Source organism: Glutamicibacter sp. AGC84 (genome assembly GCF_053543575.1).
Genome location: NZ_JBLVOC010000027.1, coordinates 215241 through 232135 on the forward strand (window position 1 = coordinate 215241; position 16895 = coordinate 232135).

Below are 16895 nucleotides of genomic sequence, written 5' to 3' on the forward strand. Positions count from 1 at the left end.
CACTTTTTTGCGTACATGCACGCCTGTCGGAGTTAAGGAAATGAACGTGGCAAGCCGCCTCACTCGACCTCTAACCATTCCCTCCGAAGAGGAAATGGACCTATTCGAAATCATGGCCGCTCTGGCCGATCCGGTCAGGCGCGCCATCATCGCTCACATTGGCGCAACCCCCGGTGGAGCGTGCAGCAGCTCGGACTTTGGTGTCTCAAAGTCGGCACTCACCCGGCACTGGCGCATCCTCAGGGAATCCGGCTTGATCAGGCAAGAGGTTGATGGCACCCGGCACCGCAACTGGTTGCGCACCGAAGAACTGGATCATCGATTCCCTGGACTCATGGATACGGTTCGCCAGGAACTTGCCCGCACCACATAAAATTCTTCACCCTTAGATACCTCATCGACCACAAGATAAGAATTCGGAGCAACCCATGAGCACAACCAAGATCGGGATTATCGGTAGCGGAAATATCGGCCAGGCCATTGCTCGCCTAGCAGTGGCCGCTGGCGCCACCGTGGCCATCGCGAACTCACGCGGCCCCGCCTCGCTCGCCGACGTGGTGGAAGAACTCGGCGACAACGCGCACGCGGCAACCGTTGCTGAAGCCACTGAATATGGCGATATCGTCGTGTTGGCCATCCCGCTGTCGGCTTATTCGGACCTTCCAACCCAGGCGCTTGCCAACAAGACGGTCCTATCCACCGGCAACTACTACCCATCCCGCGACGGGCGCATAGAAGTTCTCGATTCCTTGAAGTCCACTACTGCGCAGTTGGAAGCATCGCTCCTTCCCGGCGCCCGCATCACCAAAGCCTTCAACAACATCGTGGCGCATCACATCCCGCTTCTGGTCAATTCAGCTCCGAGGACCGCGTTGCCAATATATGGCGATGACCTTGCTGCCAAGACCGAAGTGCTGGAACTTGTCCAAGCGTTGGGCTTCAACACGGTTAATGCCGGAACCTTGGCTGATTCGTGGCGCGCCGAGCCCGAATCCGGTGGCTACACTCACGTCTACGCCCAGGATCCCGCTAATTTCTACTCCGCGCACCTTGCCGATCGCGGTCAGCCAGTGACTATCGCGCAGCTCGAAGAGGCGCTCGCCACTGCGCATCGAGCCGACGTCGCCGCCCGCCAGTTCTAGCAGACCACGAGGCTAGGACTGGAATAACCATTCGAGATTACTTGTTGCCTCAAGCATGAAGAACATCGGATTCTTGTCCTTCGGCCACTGGACCGACCACCCGCAATCAGGCACCCGCACTGCCTCCGACGCCCTGCTGCAGGCCATCGATCTGGCGGTCGCCGCCGAGGAACTCGGCGCGGACGGCGCCTATTTCCGCGTGCACCACTTCGCCCAGCAATACGCCTCCCCGTTCCCGCTGCTGGCTGCCATCGGCGCGCGAACCAGCCGCATCGAGATCGGTACCGGCGTCATCGACATGCGCTACGAGAACCCGCTGTACATGGCTGAGGATGCAGGCTCCGCCGACCTGATTTCCAATCGCCGCCTGCAGCTGGGCATCAGCCGTGGTTCGCCCGAGCAGGTCATTGACGGCTGGCGCCACTTCGGCTTCGAGCCGCGCGAAGGCGAATCGGATGCCGATATGGGCCGCCGGCATACTGAGCGCCTGCTCGAGGTGCTTTCCGGGGAAGGCTTCGCCGATCCTAGCCCGAACCCGATGTTCCCCAATCCCCCGGGCCTGCTGCGCGTCGAGCCGCATTCGGACACCTTGCGCGAACGCATCTGGTGGGGTTCCGGATCCAATGCCACTGCAGTGTGGGCCGCGAAGCTGGGCATGAACCTGCAGAGCTCCACGCTCAAGGACGATGAATCGGGCAAGCCCTTCCACGTCCAGCAGGCCGAGCAGATCCAGCTTTACCGCGATGCGTGGAAGGAAGCCGGCCACTCACGCGAACCGCGCGTCTCGGTGAGCCGCAGCATCTTCGCACTGACCGATGAGCGCGACTGGCAGTACTTCGGCCGCGACCGCTACAGCTCGGACCAGATCGGCAACATCGATGAGAAGACCCGTGCGGTCTTCGGCAAGTCCTATGCCGGCGAGCCAGATGAACTGGCCAAGAAGCTGGCCGAAGACGAAGCCATCGCCGCGGCGGATACGCTCCTTCTCACCGTTCCAAACCAGTTGGGCGTGGACTACAACGCCCACGTCATCGAATCAGTGCTCAAGCACGTGGCCCCGCTGATGGGCTGGCGCTGAACCGGCTCATTCGTTACGCAGATCCCTTCCCCATTTATTCCATTGAGACCCACGCCACTAGGCTAGATCAAAAGACTTAGACATTTGCACGCAGAATCAGGGAGCAACTCATGAGCAAGCCATTGAACATCGCCTTCATCAAGGCCAGCTGGCATGCGGATATCGTCGACCAGGCCCTGGCCGGCTTCGAGGCCGAGATGGATTCTTCCGGGCAGGAATACACCATCAATGTCGTCAGCGTACCCGGCGCCTACGAAATGCCGTTGCAGGCCCAGCGCCTGGCGAAGACCGGCAAGTACGATGCCGTGGTAGCCGCAGCCCTCGTGGTTGACGGCGGCATCTACCGCCACGACTTCGTTGCCCAGGCGGTAGTGGACGGCTTGATGCGGGTCCAGCTGGATACCGATGTACCTACTTTCTCGGTCAGCCTGACCCCGCACCACTTCCACTCGAATGATGAGCACCAGACCTTCTACTTCGAGCATTTCCTGAAGAAGGGCGCCGAGGCGGCCCGCGCGGTTCAGGCCGTGGCAGCTATCGTGCTCTAGGGAATACGCGAAAACAGGCGTGCTGCCTTGAACGCCGTTGTCAACGGTCAAGGCGGCACGCCTGTTCCTATTCAGGGCCAAGCCCTAGGCGCGATCTACGAATGCCCTATTTCGCGCTTTCCTTGCTTCCATAATGCAATATCCAAAACTCGTAATAACGACAAGTGAGGTTGGCCAGCCTCAGCCCTGATCGCTCTGAGCTTGTCTACAAATTCCGCGGCCTCGGAAGAACCGTCGTGGAAGGCGGAGTACCAGACGATCCACTGTTCTCCACTGCCTTTGATCCCGGCAACTGCTTCGACAACCGAATCGTAAACCGGAATCAAGTCCGGCCGCTTGCGAGCCATGATCTTGCTTGCCGTGGTTTGTCCAACCTTCCAAGGGTCTTCATGTTGCCGTAGAAGCGACCACAATTTATCCGCAGGCGATCCCTCAGCGAGATATTTCTCGAATGATTCTGGTGTCAAATTCTCAAACTTCAAGTCCTGCGGAATCTGGGACAGCAATTCGCTGATTTGCTCGGCTAGCGTTTCGAGGATTCCCAAGGAAGCCTGCGCTGGCACGTCAACGGAGAGCATCGATACCGCCACCAAGTCGGTCGCAGTGATTCGATGTGGATCAGTATCGACACCTTCACCCAGAGTTTCAAAGCGCGATCCAGAATACTTGGGCCGACCGTTTCCCATGGTCCCGAAATAGTCCCTTACATCTTCTACCGCAGTGCTGAAGTCTACTTTTGATCGAAGTTGCATTTACGCTGACCCCCATTGTTGGTTGAAGATTTGATTATTTCACCGTACCTGAAAGTACCGACAAGTTGGGCTCTCAGCCATGATTCGGGAAATTAGTCGTCGCCTATTTGTCCCTCATCCTTCGTACGCTCTTTACATGATTGATTTCAATAATTCCTCTGTCTTCAAATTGGGCCCATGGGACCTTTCACAAGTCGCACCGGAGATCGTACCCATGATGGTCGCTGGCGAAGAGCTACTAAGCGCTTTCAAGGGTGCACGCGACTACGTGGTCTTCAGCAACAAGAGACTCATCGCCGTCAATGTGCAAGGCATGACCGGCAAAAAGCGGGATTACACCTCGTTACCGTATTCGAAAGTCCAGTCGTTCTCCGTTGAAACAGCTGGAACCTTCGATCTGGATGCGGAGCTGGACCTGTGGTTCAGCGGGTTGGGCAAAGTTCGTCTGGAGCTCAAGGGCAAAGTTGATGTCCGGGCCCTCTCTCAGCTCATCGCCTCCTACGTGCTCTAGCAAGGCAGCACGCCTATTCCTATTCAGGGCGCGACCGCTGGCTGCTACCAAGCCTCGCGCGGGCTGAGCCGGGCTGCTGCCATTGATGCACCCAGGATGATGGTGCGCATGAAGCGTTCGGCCGCTTCGATCAGCAGCCGCTCCCCGTCATCCACTGCTTCTTGCAGCGTCATCGGGATGGGCATGATCGAGGCAATGGCGTCAATTCCGATATCGTGCACGTCTCGGCAGCCGCGGCCCAGAGTTCCTGCCAGGGCCACTACCGGCACCCCATGCAGCGCCGCGCGCCGTGCTACCTCCGCCGGCACCTTGCCCTTGGGCGTCTGGAAGTCGATGGCGCCTTCTGCGGTGATGACCAGATCCGCTCCGCGCAGCATCGAGTCCAGATCGATGCCGGCCAAGCCCGAGTCCAGGATCGCCTCGAAGCGAGGCAAGAGCACCGCCCCCACCGCCGCCAAGCCAGCGCCCAGCCCGCCCGAAGCACCCGTCCCCGGGGCCAAAGCGAAATCCGTGGAGCGCGAGGGCTCCAGCGCATCGCGGCGCAGGATCGAGGCCCAGCGTTCGAAACCTGCTGACATGATTTCGACCTGTTCCGGAGTTGCCCCCTTCTGCGGACCGAAAACGCGGGCCACTCCGCGCGGGCCGGTCAGCACATTGTGCGGGTTCAGCGCCATGGTGATCCGGACATTCCCGGCGGCCAGGGCCGGGTGCAGGCCGGACAGATCCAACCGGTCCACCGATCCGAGGTAGTTGCCGCCGGCCTTGACCTCATGGCCGTTGGCATCAAGGATTCGTGCACCCAGCGCCTGCAATGCCCCCATGCCGCCATCCGAGGTACCCGAGTCGCCGCAGCCCACGAGGATCTTGGAGGCCCCGGCATCAATGGCGGCCGCGATCAGCTCACCCACACCGTAGCTGGTGGTGGTTCCCGGATCCCGCTGGTCGCGGGGAACCAGCCGCAGGCCCGCAGCGGCGGCCATTTCGACGACTGCCGTTCCGGCCGCTTCGCCACCGAGCATGGCATAGTGGGACTCGACTTGCTGGCCGACCGGACCGGTGACTGCCATTGGCACCAGGTGGCCGCCGGTAGCGCACGCCAGGGTTTCTGCGGTGCCTTCGCCGCCATCGGCGATGGGCACTGCCTTGACCGTGGCTCCGGGCAAGGCCCGGCGAACCCCGGCGCCGATGGCCGCCGCGACTGCCGCCGCGTCGAGGGATTCCTTGAATCCGGAAGGGGCTACCAGGATGCGTTGTGGAAGTGCGTGTGCCATGATTCGTTGTCCTTTTCAGTGAGGATGAATGCGATGAGATGTGAAGCTACAAGGTGGTTCAGAGGAACAGCGGCAGTCCCATGGCCGGCCAGATCCAGAAGGCGAAGACCAGGACCAGCAGGACCATGAGCGGTCCGAGCACCGCGCTCAGGCGCAGCAGGTCTGCCGGCTTATAGGTTTCGATGCCCTCGATCTCGGAGAACAGGTTCACCGGCTTCGCGCTGCTGGTCAGGGTGTGGCAGAAACCGGCGGCGGCGGTGGAAGCCAGGGCAATGGCTACCGCGTTGACCCCGACGCCCGGGGCCAGCGAGACCACCAGCGGAATCAGCACCGCTGAGCGGGCCGAACGGGACTGGATGACCAGATGCGCCGCGGCAGAGACCACCACCACGAGGACGGTGAAGACCCAGGGTGCGGCAGCGCCGAGCTGCTCGACGGGGCCAAGCACCTTGCGGGCCAGCCATTCGGCGGCTCCGGTTCCGGCGAGCGCCGTACCCAGGGTGAGTGTCGTGGCCATGAAGATGAGCATCGACCACGGCACCGCCTTCAATGCCTTGGCCAGGCCTACAGAGCCAAATCCCGGGCTGGCTACCAGCAATGAACCAAGCAGGGCCACGATGGCGGGATGGAGCTGGTGCAGGGGCTCGGTGCACCAGAGCACCACCACAGCCGAGACCAGCAGCGCTGCCCTGGATTGCCCCACCGTGAGCGGGCCCGAGAGCGGCACCGGCGAATACTGCTGCAGCCGCTCGATGCCCACCGCCAGCGGTTCTGCGCGGTCCTTCTTGCGGGTGAACATCCACAGCACCAGTTCGGCGCACAGATGGGAGGAAACGAAAGCCAGCGGCAATCCGTAGACCAGCCAGCCGGCGAAGGAGAATCCTTCATGGCCCGCGGTGGCGAGGATCTGGCTGGTGATCAGGTGCGCTCCGGCGCCCAGATAGGATGCCACGGCCGAAAGCAGGATAACCGAGGGGAAAACCAGGGACAGGGCCAGGACGATGCGGCGGCGATCCGCCAGCGCCTTGGCCAGGGCAATGAAGACCGGAATGGCCAGGGCCGCGCGCCCGGAAGTAGAGGGCACCGCGAATGCGGTAGCGACCAGCACCCCGGTGGTCAGGTGGATCAGCTGCCGCGGGGTGTTCGCCCCTGCGGCTATCCATGCTGCGGCGCGGGTAGTAAGTCCCGTGGCGGTGATCCCCGCCGCGATCACGAAGGCGGCCAGCAAGAGCCAAATGGTGTCTTCTCCCAGCGAGGAGAACAGGTCGGCTTCGGGCAGCACGCCCATGAGCACCAGCACCACTGCTGCGCCCAAGGCGATAAAGGTATCGCCTACTGGCGAGAAGACCCAGAGCCAGATGGCCAAGGCGAAGACCGCCAGGGTCAGGGCCCCTTGTGCCGGCAATGCCTGCACTGTCCCCGCATCTGGGCCGAAGGCTCCATAGGCGCACCAGCCGAGAAAGCCCAGCAAGACCAGTGCGGCGATGATTCGCGCTGCGTTCTGCTTGCTCCAGCGGCTTCGTGCCGCACCGGCGTTGCCCTGTTCCGCGGCCTGGTCCATGGACCGCTGGGCGGTGTAGCGGAATCCCGAGCGTGGTGCGGTTGGCTTGATGCTCATGACTCACCGCCCAGGCTGCTGGCCATGGATTGGGCGAATTCTTCTTCGCAGCGGATGCCTTGTCCGGCATCAGCTTGCGGGAGGGAAAATCCGAAACTGGTCCCGTTGCCGTTTCCGGATTCCACCCAGGCCGTGCCGCCGTGGGCTTGCGCGACCGCTTTCACCACGGCCAGGCCCAAGCCCATGCCGGATCCCTGCTGGCCGGCTTCCGGGGCACTGCGATAGTTTTCCAGCAGGGCACGGGCCTGCTCCGGGTCCAACGCCGGTCCATCGTTGGCAACCCAGAAGCTGGCCATGCCCTGTGCTGCTGCGGAACCGATCCGGATGCTTTCTCCATCCTCGGTATGCGCGACAGCATTTTGGATCAGTTGGTGCATGGCCTGGGCAACGCGCAGCGGATCCAGCCACGCCTGGGCCTTGGCAGACTCGGCTATGCGGAATCGGCGGTCCGGGTAGGCACCCGGGCGGGCGGCTGCCGCGGCAACGTCCGCCGTGACTTCGCCGACGGGCACCATTCGGCGCTGGATGAAGTCCGGGTCCGAGCTTTGCGCCAGCAATTCCAGGTCGGCAAGTGTCTGTCCCATCAGCGAAATGTGCGCCTGCGCGGTGCTGATGATCCTGCCGCGTTGCTTCCGGGGCAGATCTTCCTCGTTGAGCTTCTGCAAGGCAGCTGCCATCTTGCGTTGCGGGCTTCCCAGGTGCTCTCGTGCTTCGGCGATGAAGTGGCGTTGGGCCAGATGCGAAGCTTCAACCCGGTCAAGCATCGCATTCAGCGTCCTGGCCAGCTGCGCCAAGTCGTCGCGTCCTTCGACCGGAACACGGGCCGAGAGGTCATTGGCGCTAATCGAGGCGGCGGTTTCGCTCATGGTGCGGATGGGACGCATGATCTGCCCAGCTGCCAACCAGGCGATCCCCGCGGTCAAGGCCAGTCCCCCGGCGGCCACGCCGAAGAGCATGGTTGCCTGCCGGTTGGCTTCTTCCTGGGCCCCGCCAATGAAGTGCGCTACGACCAGATGGGCTTGGTGCCCCGCCCCGCTGGCTCCGGAGGCATCCTTGGCCTCGGCCTTCGCCCAGCGAACCGTCCCGTGGTTGCTCTCCAGGATTCCGGAGGTCTTCGCGTCATCGAGAATACGGCCCAGGAGCACGGGGTCATCAGCCAGCCAGGTCCCCGCCTGGTTGCCTGCGGTGCCTGCGGTGAGCACCCGTCCATTGGCCTGCGCGAGAATCGCTTCGCCGGCCATCGGCTGCTGGCGGGCCAGATAGCGTTCCATCAATTCACCGATTGAGGAAAACGGGCGAGCTGTCTTCGGGTCCAGTCCCTCGGCGGCGAAGGTCCGGAACTCCTCGATTTCCTGCGCGATGCCCACGTTGGCAGCTTCGGCTACCTGGCCGGACATGATCGAACGCATCGAAACCGTTACGGCCAGCAGGGCCAGTGCAGTAGTGAGCACGATCCACCCGACAATGCGCAACCGTGCCGACACCGTTGATCCCTGGTGCTCATGGATGTCAGCCATTGGCGATCAGCTCCTCAGCTTGCGCTTGTGCAGCAGCGGGCTCGGGAGCCGGTGAGAGCTGGACAATGATTGGCTGCTGATGCGGGATGGGCGGATTGGCCTTGTCGGCAAGTGCCTGGCTGGCGCCGGCCAGTCCCGCTGGCACGGCCAACACCATGAGGATGAGAAGTATGCGGCGATTCATGCTTTGAACATTAAAAGACCCTTGTGAGGAGCGCATTAGGCGGTGGTGAGAGGATTATGGCGCGTCCATGAGAAGCAAATGAGAGCGAGCGAATCGCCCCGGGTTCTCGCGTATTTCCGAGGTCCGGCAGCGCGGGGAATTCCTTGAAAATTTTCCCGATCTTCCTATTTCCGGTGTTCATGTTGTGGTCGCAATCCGCGAGGTGCGGGCTTCCTCGCCGCCAGGGCAAAAGAAAAGAGGTTCCGCCACCCCTGATGGGATAGCGGAACCTCTGCGAATTCGAGCTACTTCGCAGCCCAGAGCACCGAGTCGTCAGTGAACGAGAGCGTTTCGCTCATGCGGATTTTCGCATCTGCCACGGCCTCGGCCGCCCGATGCCTGCGATTCTCCCGGAAATTTTCCTGCGCTAGGCGGGCCCGTTGGCAATACCTGGGCGATTCATTACAGAATGCACTTATGGCCACTTCCCTTGAACACTCCCCGGGCCGCAGTACATTGCGCTATGTGCGCCTCATGCTGCTCGCGGTGCCCCTGCTCCTTGTCGTTGCCATCGTCATCTATGGCATTGCCAACCAGCGCATTGAAGACTCCCTGAGTTCCTATTACCTGGGTCCGGCACGGGACTTGTTCGTTGCGATGCTGGTGACAACCGGGGTACTGCTCGTGGTTTACACCGGAGACGAGCTGGAGGACTATGCACTGAATTTGGCCGGCTTCTACGCCATGTTCGTCGCCTTGGTTCCCACCAAGCTGGGTGAAACGCTGGCGCAGCTGCACCTGGGCGAGCAGAGGCGGCTCATCTTCTCCGTGCAGGTATCGGTTATTGCGGTTCTCGTCGTCAGCTCGGTATTCATCTGGCTGGGAATCAGGACTAGCCGCGCTCCGCACCGCGCGCTGTTCCACAGCACCGCGACCAAAGCGCTCGGTTTGCTGAGCACCCTGCTCCTGGTCGGCTTTGTCCTGCTGCTGCTGTGGCGAACCGTGGAAGGCAAGCAGTTCGCCGGCGTGCATGCCAGCGCAGCATTCCTGCTGATCTTCTCCATGGGCATCGCCATCGCCAGCCACCTGGACCACAAGCCGCTGTGCGCGATGGACACCAGCGGAGGCAAGAAGCTTCACTACGCAATCATCCTGGTGCTGATGCTCATCGGATTGATTGCCTGGCCGATCCTGCTGGCCGCGGGCATCCAGGAGGCACTATTCATTGTCGAATGGTTCGAGATCAGCCTTTTCTCGTACTTCTGGTATCTGGAATCCCGGCGCTTGTGGAACCCGGCTGCCTGAGTCCGCTAGGCAAAATACCCGCCGCTGGTCCGGCAACCGGCCCCTGCTACCTAACTCGGCTTTTTCCTGGCGAGGCTAGTCAGGGCTAGGTGCCAGAATTCCTGTTTCAGGCGAAAATAAAAGGTTCCGACTCGCGAATGCGAGCCGGAACCTTCTTGTAAGCTCCTCCAACTGGACTTGAACCAGTAACCCTTCGATTAACAGTCGAATGCTCTGCCAATTGAGCTATGGAGGATTGCAACGAGATATAACTTTACCGAAGATTCCCGCGAATGCAAAATCGGGATCCTAGGTTCCGCGAAGGATCCTCCGGCGCATCTCCAGTTCCATCAGTTCCCGGTTGATCTGGGCATATTCTTCACCCTCGGGTGCCATTTCAGCACGCTGCAAGCGGCCGATCAGCTCAGCCTTGCGGTGTGTGATTTGAAGCTCAATCAAGCCGTTGATGATGTCGGCGCAGTAGCGGTTCAGGCTGTGTTCGTCGGATGCCGGAATGCTGGTCACTGCGAGTTCTGAAACGAAGCTGCGCAACTGCTCGGGGACTTCGTCGCGAATGACTTCAACCCAGGAGGTCGCCGACGCGCCTGCACTGGACGCGGCAACGACGCCATCGTGGACAGCAGAGTGCGCCGGGGCCAGGAAACGAGCCTCGTAGAACGCCTGCCATTGCTCGTCCTTCAACCGTTGCGGCTGCTGGATCACCACTTCCAGGGCCTGTCGTTCAAGGCGCATCACCGGGTCGCGGTGATCCGGGCGTTCAAAGGCCGCCGCCGGGATTGCCTGTTCAGCCTCCCCCGGTTGCGGGTGTGGTGCCTGCAGGTCGGCGTTCTTCGGCAACCGGGCGCGTTTGATGGAGGCGCCCACCGAGCGGTTGACGTCCTCATTATTCATTCCCAGCCAGCCGGCAAGCTCACGGGCATATGCCGGACGAATGGCCGAGTCGCGGATCTGCGCAACGATCGGAGCGGTCTGGCGCAAGGCCTGGACACGTCCTTCAACGGTGTTCAGATTGAATTTCTTCAATTCGGCACGGATGGCGAATTCAAACAGCGGACGCTTGAGCTCGATGAGCTCGCGTACAGCTTCGTCTCCGCGGTGCAAACGCAAGTCGCACGGGTCAGCACCGGTTGGTTCAACACAAACGTAAGTCTGGGCAATAAATCGCTGGTCTTCTTCGAAGGCGCGCAGCGCGGCCTTCTGGCCTGCGGCGTCACCATCGAAGGTGAAGACGACTTCGCCACCGGTGCCGTCATCCTGCAGCAGGCGACGGGCAATCTTGATGTGGTCCGTGCCGAAAGCGGTACCGCAGGTGGCCACCGCGGTGGTAATGCCAGCCAGATGGCAGGCCATCACGTCGGTGTAGCCTTCCACCACAACGATCTGGCGGCTCTTGGAAATTTGCTTCTTGGCCAGGTCCAGGCCATAGAGAACCTGGGATTTCTTGTAGAGCTGGGTCTCCGGGGTGTTCAGATACTTCGGGCCCTGGTCATCCTCGTAGAGCTTGCGTGCACCGAAGCCGATGGTGGCACCAGACAGGTCGCGGATCGGCCACATGACACGTCCGCGGAATCGGTCATAGATTCCGCGGTTGCCCTCGGAGAACATGCCCGTCAGCTTCAGCTCATCATCAACGAAGCCCTTGGAGCGCAGGTGCTTGAGCAGCGAATCCCAGCCCTTGGGCGCATAGCCCACGGAGAATTGGGCTGTGACTTCCTGGTCAAAACCGCGACCGGCAAGGAACTCGCGGCCGGCGGCTCCTTCCTCGGTAGCCAGTTGCGCGCGGAAGAATTCCTCGGCGACCTTGTGCGCGTCGACCAGGCGCTGGCGCTTGCCGTAGTCTTCGCGGCGCGGTCCCGGTCCCCCGTCTTCATAGCGAAGCTCGTAGTTGATCCGGGCAGCCAGAAGTTCCACAGTTTCGGTGAACGAGGAGTGGTCCATTTTCTGGATGAAGGCGATCACGTCGCCGGACTCGCCACAGCCAAAGCAGTGGAAGGTTCCTAGCTGCGGGCGAATATGGAAGGACGGACTGCGTTCGTCGTGAAAAGGGCACAGGCCCTTGAACGAGCCAATGCCCGCGGATTTGAGCGTGACATAGGATTCGACGACCTCACGGAGGTCGGTGCGGTTACGCACCTCGTCGATATCTTCACGCTTGATCAGCCCTGCCATGATTCCCTTCTAGAACAACTTTGCGTCAGGGGCTTCGCCCTTGACCAGATACGAGTGCCATTCGGTGGCTGAGACGTCAGTGAGCGAGGCGACCTGGTCAATCACCACACGCAGCTGGGCCGCTTCATCAGCGGCGTCTTCCCAGTCAGCTGCGAAGATCGGCTCCAGATTATCCCGGCCCGTTTCAAAGAGCAGTTCGACCAGCTCGGTCAGCAGCGTGCGCTGATCCAGGTAGAGCGGCTGGCGCACTTCCGAAGCCATCACGTAGCTGGCCGCGATGCCCTTCATCACGGCGATCTCGTGTTCGGTTTCCTCGGGCACAATCAGGTTCGCGTTATAGCGGGTGAGCTTGCCTTCCCCGAAGCGTGCCCGGGTGGCATCCATTGCCGCGGCGGCGAAGCGGCCAATGAATTGGCTGGTCATGTCCTTCAGCGCCGCCATGGAACGCCGTGAGCCGTCAAAATGCGAAACCCACTCATCGCTGATTTCCAGGCGGCGCAACGCCGCATCGATGTCGGCCTCCCCAGTGGTCGGCAAGTACCAGTCCTTGGTCACCTGCAACGCACGCTCGCGCTGCAGATCCTGCTTGAGCCAACGCAGCTGCAGCTTGCCGCCGACAATTGCGTCTTCCACGTCATGGACCGAGTAGGAAATGTCATCGGCCAAGTCCATGACCTGGCCTTCCATGCAGACTGCTCCGGCGGTGGCTTCCGGGACGTTGCGCAACCAGTTGAAGACGGTGGCGTCATCCTCGTAGACGCCGAACTTCTTGGTTTTCTCGCCGTTGACCTCTGGCGCATCGGTTTTGAGCCACGGGTACTTGCAAGCTGCATCCAGCGACGCCCGCGAAAGATTCAACCCGGCCGAATGCCCGTTGTGCCGGAAGGTCTTGGTTTCCAAGCGAGTGAGCAAACGCAAGGTCTGGGCATTGCCCTCGAATCCGCCAATGTCCTTGGCTGCCTTGTCCAGCGCCTTCTCGCCGTTGTGGCCAAAGGGCGGATGACCCAGGTCGTGCGCCAAGCAGGCGGTGTCGACAACATCCGGATCGCAGCCAAGGGCCGCACCGAGCTCGCGGCCCACCTGGGCCACTTCCAATGAGTGGGTGAGCCGGTTGCGCACGAAGTCATTCTGGTTCGGTGCCACTACCTGGGTCTTGGCGCTCAAACGGCGCAAGGCGGAGGAATGCAGCACGCGGGCACGGTCCCGCTCAAAGGCAGTACGGTAGGACTTCTTCGCTGGTTCAGGCACCCACCGCTGCTGGTCGGCTTCGGTATATCCGGGGATCTGAGTCATAGTTCCCAGTCTAGTAACTCTTTGCCGGCATTGAGGAGTTATCCACTAGTGGCGTAGCCGTGGCTATTCAGGGGTGGCTAGCCGCCGGAGATATCCAGCTCGGCGGCCTTGATCATTTCGCGGTGGGCATCGCTCATCACGCGGTTATCCAGCCAGCCGTCGGGGACGTGCGTCTTCTTCGGGTGGCCCGCACGTCCGCGGGTGCCTTCTGCGGCAACGCCCGGGTACGGCAGGTCCAGATCCAGCTGGTCCAGCAGTTCGCGCAGCACTGCCAGGGATGGCACCTGGGCCAGCTGCGAGCGGATTTCGCCGCCTACCGGGTAGCCCTTGAAGTACCAGGCAATGTGCTTGCGGATATCGCGCATGCCTTTGCCCTCGTCCTCGAAGAATTCGGCCAGCAGTTCGCCATGGCGGTATACGGTGTCAGCGACCTTGCGCACGCCCGGGCGGAAACGGTCTTCACGGCCCTCGAAGGCCGCCTGCAGGTCGCCGAAAATCCATGGCCGGCCCTGGCAGCCACGGCCTACCATGACGCCGGCGGCACCGGTCTGCTCAACCATTTCAATGGCATCCTCGGCACTGAAGATATCGCCGTTGCCCAGCACCGGCATGTCATCCATGGCTTCGCGCAGGGTGGTGATCGCGTCCCAGTCGGAGTGCCCCGCGTAGTACTGGCCGGCGGTGCGCGCGTGCAAGGTGACTGCGGCCGCACCGTGGTCCCGGGCAATTTTCGCTGATTCCAGGTAGGTCAGGTGGTCCTTGTCGATGCCGATGCGCATCTTCACGGTCAGCGGGATATCGCCCTTGGCGGCCTCTGAGGTCGCGGCTTCGATGATGGAGGTGTAGAGATCCGATTTCCAGGGCAGGGCCGAGCCGCCGCCCTTGCGGGTGACCTTTGGAACTGGGCAGCCGAAGTTCAGGTCAACGTGGTCCGCCAGGTTTTCGTCAACCACCATGCGCACGGCAGCGCGCACGGTGCCGGGGTCCACGCCGTAGATCTGGATGGAGCGGATCTCCTCGTCGGGATCGTGGGAGATGATGCGCAAGGATTCGGGGTTGCGTTCCACCAGTGCCCGGGCGGTCACCATTTCGGTCACGTACAGCCCGCCGCCATATTCGCGGCAGAGGCGGCGGAAGGCGCGGTTGGTCACCCCAGCCATCGGAGCAAGAACCACCGGGGTATCAATGGTCAGCTTGCCCAGCTGCAATGGAGGCAGCTTGAGGGTCGGGGTGTTGGTTGGCGCATCAGTCAGGGTCGTCACCCATCCATTATCCCGCACGAACGCAAAACAGTAACTGAGATCTTCATCAAATCTTGATGCCGAGGCGCTGGATTATTGTCCTGATGTGGACCAAAATGATGCAATGACAAGTAAATTTTCGGCGGCGCGGGTGGTTCTGCTGGCCCTTGCCGCCGCCATTGTGGCTTTGGTTATAGCCGCATTGCTCGTGGTTTCGCTGCGTTCGGCACCAGAGGTCCACGGGGAGAACACTCCGGAAGGGGTCGTGCAAAGATATCTGATGGCTTTCGAGGCCGAGGATTTGCCGGCCATGCAGGGCTACACCGTTGAAGGCCAATCCAGGACGCTGTGCTCTCCCGAACCCTATGCCCCGCAGCCGCTTGATGTGCAGCTGCTGCGCAGCACCGTCGGGGAGTCCAGCGCTACCGTGCGCACCAGGTTCAATACCCGCGACGCCCAATTCCTGCCCTTGGGGAATCTGTCCTCATATGAAGAGGCGTTCGAGCTGCGCAAGGTCGATGGAGCCTGGCTGATTGACCGCATGCCGTGGCAGGTCGGCCTGTGCACCGCTGAGGAGATGGGTTACTGATGGCCGCAACCGCCCCGGCGTTCCACGTGCAAAGCAGCAGCGTGCTGCGTCCGGTGATCCTCCACGGCTTGCTGTTCGTGCTGTTGATGGTCTCGGCTACGGGTCTGTCTACGCTCTTTACCGCGCTCTTCCATGGTTTCGATTCCTTGCTGGTCAGCACCGAGCAGCTGGCGATGGCCTTCACCTTCACCCTGGTTGGAATCCCCTTGGCCTGGTTGTTGTGGCGTTCCATCCGCAAGCGCTTGGCCCGGCCGTCGGCCTTCGACTCAGCCATCTGGTCCTTGCAGGCCTCGGCCGCCTATCTTGCCACCCTGGCCGCCAGCAGCTGCGCCGCGCTGGCGTTCCTGGCGGGACTTGTTTCCGCAGCCCGCGACGGTGCATGGCAGTCGACGCTGGCGGTGGCCTTGGGCTGGGGCACGGTGTGCGCCTGGCAGCACCGCCAAATCACTTCATCGCGTACTGCACCGCGGCAATTCGCCCAGCTGGCGGCCACCGTGGGAAATTACTTCAGCATGGTGCTCTTCTCGCTTTCGCTGGTTGCCACGCTGACGGTCGCGTTGGAAATCCTGGTCGTGCCGGAAAACACGCTGGTGGGCCCGACCGGCATGCCGAATCTGCTGATGGCGCTGGTCTGGCTGGCAGGTTCCTCGGCCCTGTGGTTCTGGCATTGGAAACTGCGCAGAGTCCAGAAGATGTCCAATCTCCTGAACAGCATCCTGCTGGTTGTATTGGGCCTGGCCGCACCGGCGTTGGCGTTCCTGCTGGCGATCGCCGAGCTGGTTTCCTGGGTGTGGCCGCAGGCATGGACGGCGCAGGAACGCACCGGGCTGTTCCTCGACGGCGGTCCAAGCCTGCTGGCCACCATTGTGGCGGCCGCGGTTCTCTGGATCTACCACCAGTCCCAGCTGCGTTCCGGGCTGCACCCTGCCGCCGTGGTTGGCGCAGCGCACCTGGCGCTGAGCGGTGTCAGCCTGGCTGTGCTGGCTACCGGGCTGGGCATGGTGGTCAATGCGCTCTTCGCAGCACTGGGGTCCAGCGTCTCGGTGGGCTACTCCGCGGGTTTGCTGGGCCATGGTCTCGGCTTGCTCGCCTTCGGAACCGCCGCATGGCTTTGGTACTTCAAGCCCTGGAAGCCCTCGCCGGCAGACTCGCGCAGCGCCTATTTGGTCCTGTTCTTCGGAGCCAGTTCCGTCGTCGCGCTGGTTTCCCTGTTGGTCTTCGGGTACCGGATTTTCGCGTTCTACCTGGAACCCGATTCTCGTCTTGATTCCCTGCTGGACACCGTTCGAGCCCCGCTGGGCTGGCTGGTTGCGACCGCTGCCGTGGCCGGCTACCACTTTGCGCTGTGGCGTTCGGATAAGGATTCCAGAGCCGGTTCTTCCGGAAAATCCATTGCCTCTCAGGGGCCGATAACACGTCGAGCAGTGGTGATCGTTGGCCCGGCGGCTTCCGAGCCGATGGCGGCTCAGCTCAAAGCGCGCCCGGAGCTAGCGGTGACGTGGATGGCTTCGTCCGGCCCTGCGCTGGACGACCGGGCCGAGGTGTCGGTGCTGGCGCGCATCGAGGAATACCTGGCAACTCATCATGATTCCTTCATGGTCCTTGCCGAAGCTGACGGGTCGGTGCGTTTTATCAATCTCGCCTAGTCGGAACGCATTCATCACCAATCTGTAAATAGGTGCGTCTATTGTGACTTAT

The 16895-nt window shown here is 61.8% G+C and carries 16 protein-coding genes and 1 tRNA gene; 8 read left to right on the forward strand and 9 right to left on the reverse strand.

Going from position 1 to position 16895, the window contains the following annotated elements; all coding sequences use genetic code 11:
* Positions 1-46: 46 nt before the first annotated feature.
* From ACNPN0_RS17455 to ACNPN0_RS17470, 4 genes are all read left to right on the forward strand, one after another.
* Positions 47-373, forward strand: a complete 327-nt coding sequence (locus tag ACNPN0_RS17455) for an ArsR/SmtB family transcription factor (RefSeq protein WP_105657301.1) — start codon at positions 47-49, stop codon at positions 371-373.
* A gap of 16 nt (positions 374-389) precedes the next feature.
* The gene (locus ACNPN0_RS17460; RefSeq protein WP_448937526.1) at positions 390-1142 is read left to right on the forward strand and encodes an NADPH-dependent F420 reductase; all 753 of its coding nucleotides are present in this window, start codon (positions 390-392) and stop codon (positions 1140-1142) included.
* Between the two features lie 55 nt (positions 1143-1197).
* Positions 1198-2220 carry an LLM class flavin-dependent oxidoreductase gene (locus tag ACNPN0_RS17465; RefSeq protein ID WP_448937468.1) on the forward strand — a complete coding sequence of 341 codons (1023 nt, stop codon included), beginning with the start codon at positions 1198-1200 and terminating at the stop codon, positions 2218-2220.
* A 110-nt stretch (positions 2221-2330) separates the two neighbouring features.
* Positions 2331-2768, forward strand: a complete 438-nt coding sequence (locus tag ACNPN0_RS17470) for a 6,7-dimethyl-8-ribityllumazine synthase (RefSeq protein WP_448937469.1) — start codon at positions 2331-2333, stop codon at positions 2766-2768.
* 95 nt (positions 2769-2863) lie between these two features.
* Here the strand turns inward: ACNPN0_RS17470 and ACNPN0_RS17475 are convergent, their stop codons facing one another.
* Positions 2864-3520, reverse strand: coding sequence for a DUF6308 family protein (locus tag ACNPN0_RS17475; protein ID WP_448937470.1), 657 nt, complete (start codon positions 3518-3520; stop codon positions 2864-2866).
* A 136-nt stretch (positions 3521-3656) separates the two neighbouring features.
* Here ACNPN0_RS17475 and ACNPN0_RS17480 point away from each other — a divergent pair, with 136 nt between their 5' ends.
* The gene (locus ACNPN0_RS17480; RefSeq protein ID WP_448937471.1) at positions 3657-4031 is read left to right on the forward strand and encodes a PH domain-containing protein; all 375 of its coding nucleotides are present in this window, start codon (positions 3657-3659) and stop codon (positions 4029-4031) included.
* A gap of 44 nt (positions 4032-4075) precedes the next feature.
* Here ACNPN0_RS17480 and ACNPN0_RS17485 read toward each other — a convergent pair whose 3' ends face one another.
* Genes ACNPN0_RS17485 through ACNPN0_RS17500 form a run of 4 tightly spaced genes read right to left on the reverse strand, consistent with a single transcriptional unit; the run spans position 4076 to position 8621 of the window.
* Entirely contained in the window at positions 4076-5302 is a 1227-nt protein-coding gene (locus ACNPN0_RS17485; RefSeq protein ID WP_448937472.1) for a glycerate kinase family protein, read from the reverse strand.
* A 58-nt stretch (positions 5303-5360) separates the two neighbouring features.
* On the reverse strand, positions 5361-6920 hold the full coding sequence (locus tag ACNPN0_RS17490; RefSeq protein WP_448937473.1) for an SLC13 family permease: 1560 nt from the start codon (positions 6918-6920) through the stop codon (positions 5361-5363).
* A complete protein-coding gene (locus ACNPN0_RS17495) occupies positions 6917-8437 on the reverse strand; it encodes an ATP-binding protein (RefSeq protein ID WP_448937474.1) in 1521 nt (506 codons plus the stop codon). The genes ACNPN0_RS17490 and ACNPN0_RS17495 overlap by 4 nt, the downstream gene beginning before the upstream one ends.
* Entirely contained in the window at positions 8430-8621 is a 192-nt protein-coding gene (locus tag ACNPN0_RS17500; RefSeq protein ID WP_133833006.1) for a hypothetical protein, read from the reverse strand. The genes ACNPN0_RS17495 and ACNPN0_RS17500 overlap by 8 nt, the downstream gene beginning before the upstream one ends.
* A gap of 456 nt (positions 8622-9077) precedes the next feature.
* On the opposite strand from ACNPN0_RS17500, the gene ACNPN0_RS17505 reads away from it, so the two are divergent.
* On the forward strand, positions 9078-9905 hold the full coding sequence (locus ACNPN0_RS17505; RefSeq protein WP_388024002.1) for a hypothetical protein: 828 nt from the start codon (positions 9078-9080) through the stop codon (positions 9903-9905).
* A gap of 162 nt (positions 9906-10067) precedes the next feature.
* Here ACNPN0_RS17505 and ACNPN0_RS17510 read toward each other — a convergent pair.
* The 4 genes from ACNPN0_RS17510 to dusB form a co-directional block, all read right to left on the reverse strand.
* Positions 10068-10140, reverse strand: a tRNA-Asn gene (locus ACNPN0_RS17510).
* Positions 10141-10193: 53 nt separating this feature from the next.
* Complete coding sequence (gene dnaG / locus ACNPN0_RS17515; RefSeq protein WP_105657213.1) at positions 10194-12074, reverse strand: DNA primase; 1881 nt, start codon at positions 12072-12074, stop codon at positions 10194-10196.
* Positions 12075-12083: 9 nt separating this feature from the next.
* Positions 12084-13367, reverse strand: coding sequence for a deoxyguanosinetriphosphate triphosphohydrolase (locus tag ACNPN0_RS17520; RefSeq protein WP_448937475.1), 1284 nt, complete (start codon positions 13365-13367; stop codon positions 12084-12086).
* Between the two features lie 77 nt (positions 13368-13444).
* Positions 13445-14629: a tRNA dihydrouridine synthase DusB gene (gene dusB / locus ACNPN0_RS17525; RefSeq protein ID WP_105657211.1), complete on the reverse strand. Its 1185-nt coding sequence runs from the start codon at positions 14627-14629 to the stop codon at positions 13445-13447.
* 103 nt (positions 14630-14732) lie between these two features.
* Between dusB and ACNPN0_RS17530 the strand changes: the two genes are divergently transcribed.
* Positions 14733-15197: a hypothetical protein gene (locus ACNPN0_RS17530; RefSeq protein WP_434691655.1), complete on the forward strand. Its 465-nt coding sequence runs from the start codon at positions 14733-14735 to the stop codon at positions 15195-15197.
* Positions 15197-16843, forward strand: a complete 1647-nt coding sequence (locus tag ACNPN0_RS17535) for a DUF5671 domain-containing protein (RefSeq protein WP_434691658.1) — start codon at positions 15197-15199, stop codon at positions 16841-16843. The genes ACNPN0_RS17530 and ACNPN0_RS17535 overlap by 1 nt, the downstream gene beginning before the upstream one ends.
* Positions 16844-16895 lie beyond the last annotated feature (52 nt).

Coding starts and splice junctions, on each gene's coding strand:
- ACNPN0_RS17495 (WP_448937474.1), bottom strand. CDS start 8,437: ATGGCTGACATCCATGAGCACCAGGGATCAACGGTGTCGGCACGGTTG.
- ACNPN0_RS17530 (WP_434691655.1), top strand. CDS start 14,733: ATGACAAGTAAATTTTCGGCGGCGCGGGTGGTTCTGCTGGCCCTTGCC.
- ACNPN0_RS17500 (WP_133833006.1), bottom strand. CDS start 8,621: ATGAATCGCCGCATACTTCTCATCCTCATGGTGTTGGCCGTGCCAGCG.
- ACNPN0_RS17520 (WP_448937475.1), bottom strand. CDS start 13,367: ATGACTCAGATCCCCGGATATACCGAAGCCGACCAGCAGCGGTGGGTG.
- ACNPN0_RS17480 (WP_448937471.1), top strand. CDS start 3,657: ATGATTGATTTCAATAATTCCTCTGTCTTCAAATTGGGCCCATGGGAC.
- ACNPN0_RS17490 (WP_448937473.1), bottom strand. CDS start 6,920: ATGAGCATCAAGCCAACCGCACCACGCTCGGGATTCCGCTACACCGCC.
- ACNPN0_RS17505 (WP_388024002.1), top strand. CDS start 9,078: ATGGCCACTTCCCTTGAACACTCCCCGGGCCGCAGTACATTGCGCTAT.
- dnaG (WP_105657213.1), bottom strand. CDS start 12,074: ATGGCAGGGCTGATCAAGCGTGAAGATATCGACGAGGTGCGTAACCGC.
- ACNPN0_RS17485 (WP_448937472.1), bottom strand. CDS start 5,302: ATGGCACACGCACTTCCACAACGCATCCTGGTAGCCCCTTCCGGATTC.
- ACNPN0_RS17470 (WP_448937469.1), top strand. CDS start 2,331: ATGAGCAAGCCATTGAACATCGCCTTCATCAAGGCCAGCTGGCATGCG.
- ACNPN0_RS17465 (WP_448937468.1), top strand. CDS start 1,198: ATGAAGAACATCGGATTCTTGTCCTTCGGCCACTGGACCGACCACCCG.
- ACNPN0_RS17475 (WP_448937470.1), bottom strand. CDS start 3,520: ATGCAACTTCGATCAAAAGTAGACTTCAGCACTGCGGTAGAAGATGTA.
- ACNPN0_RS17535 (WP_434691658.1), top strand. CDS start 15,197: ATGGCCGCAACCGCCCCGGCGTTCCACGTGCAAAGCAGCAGCGTGCTG.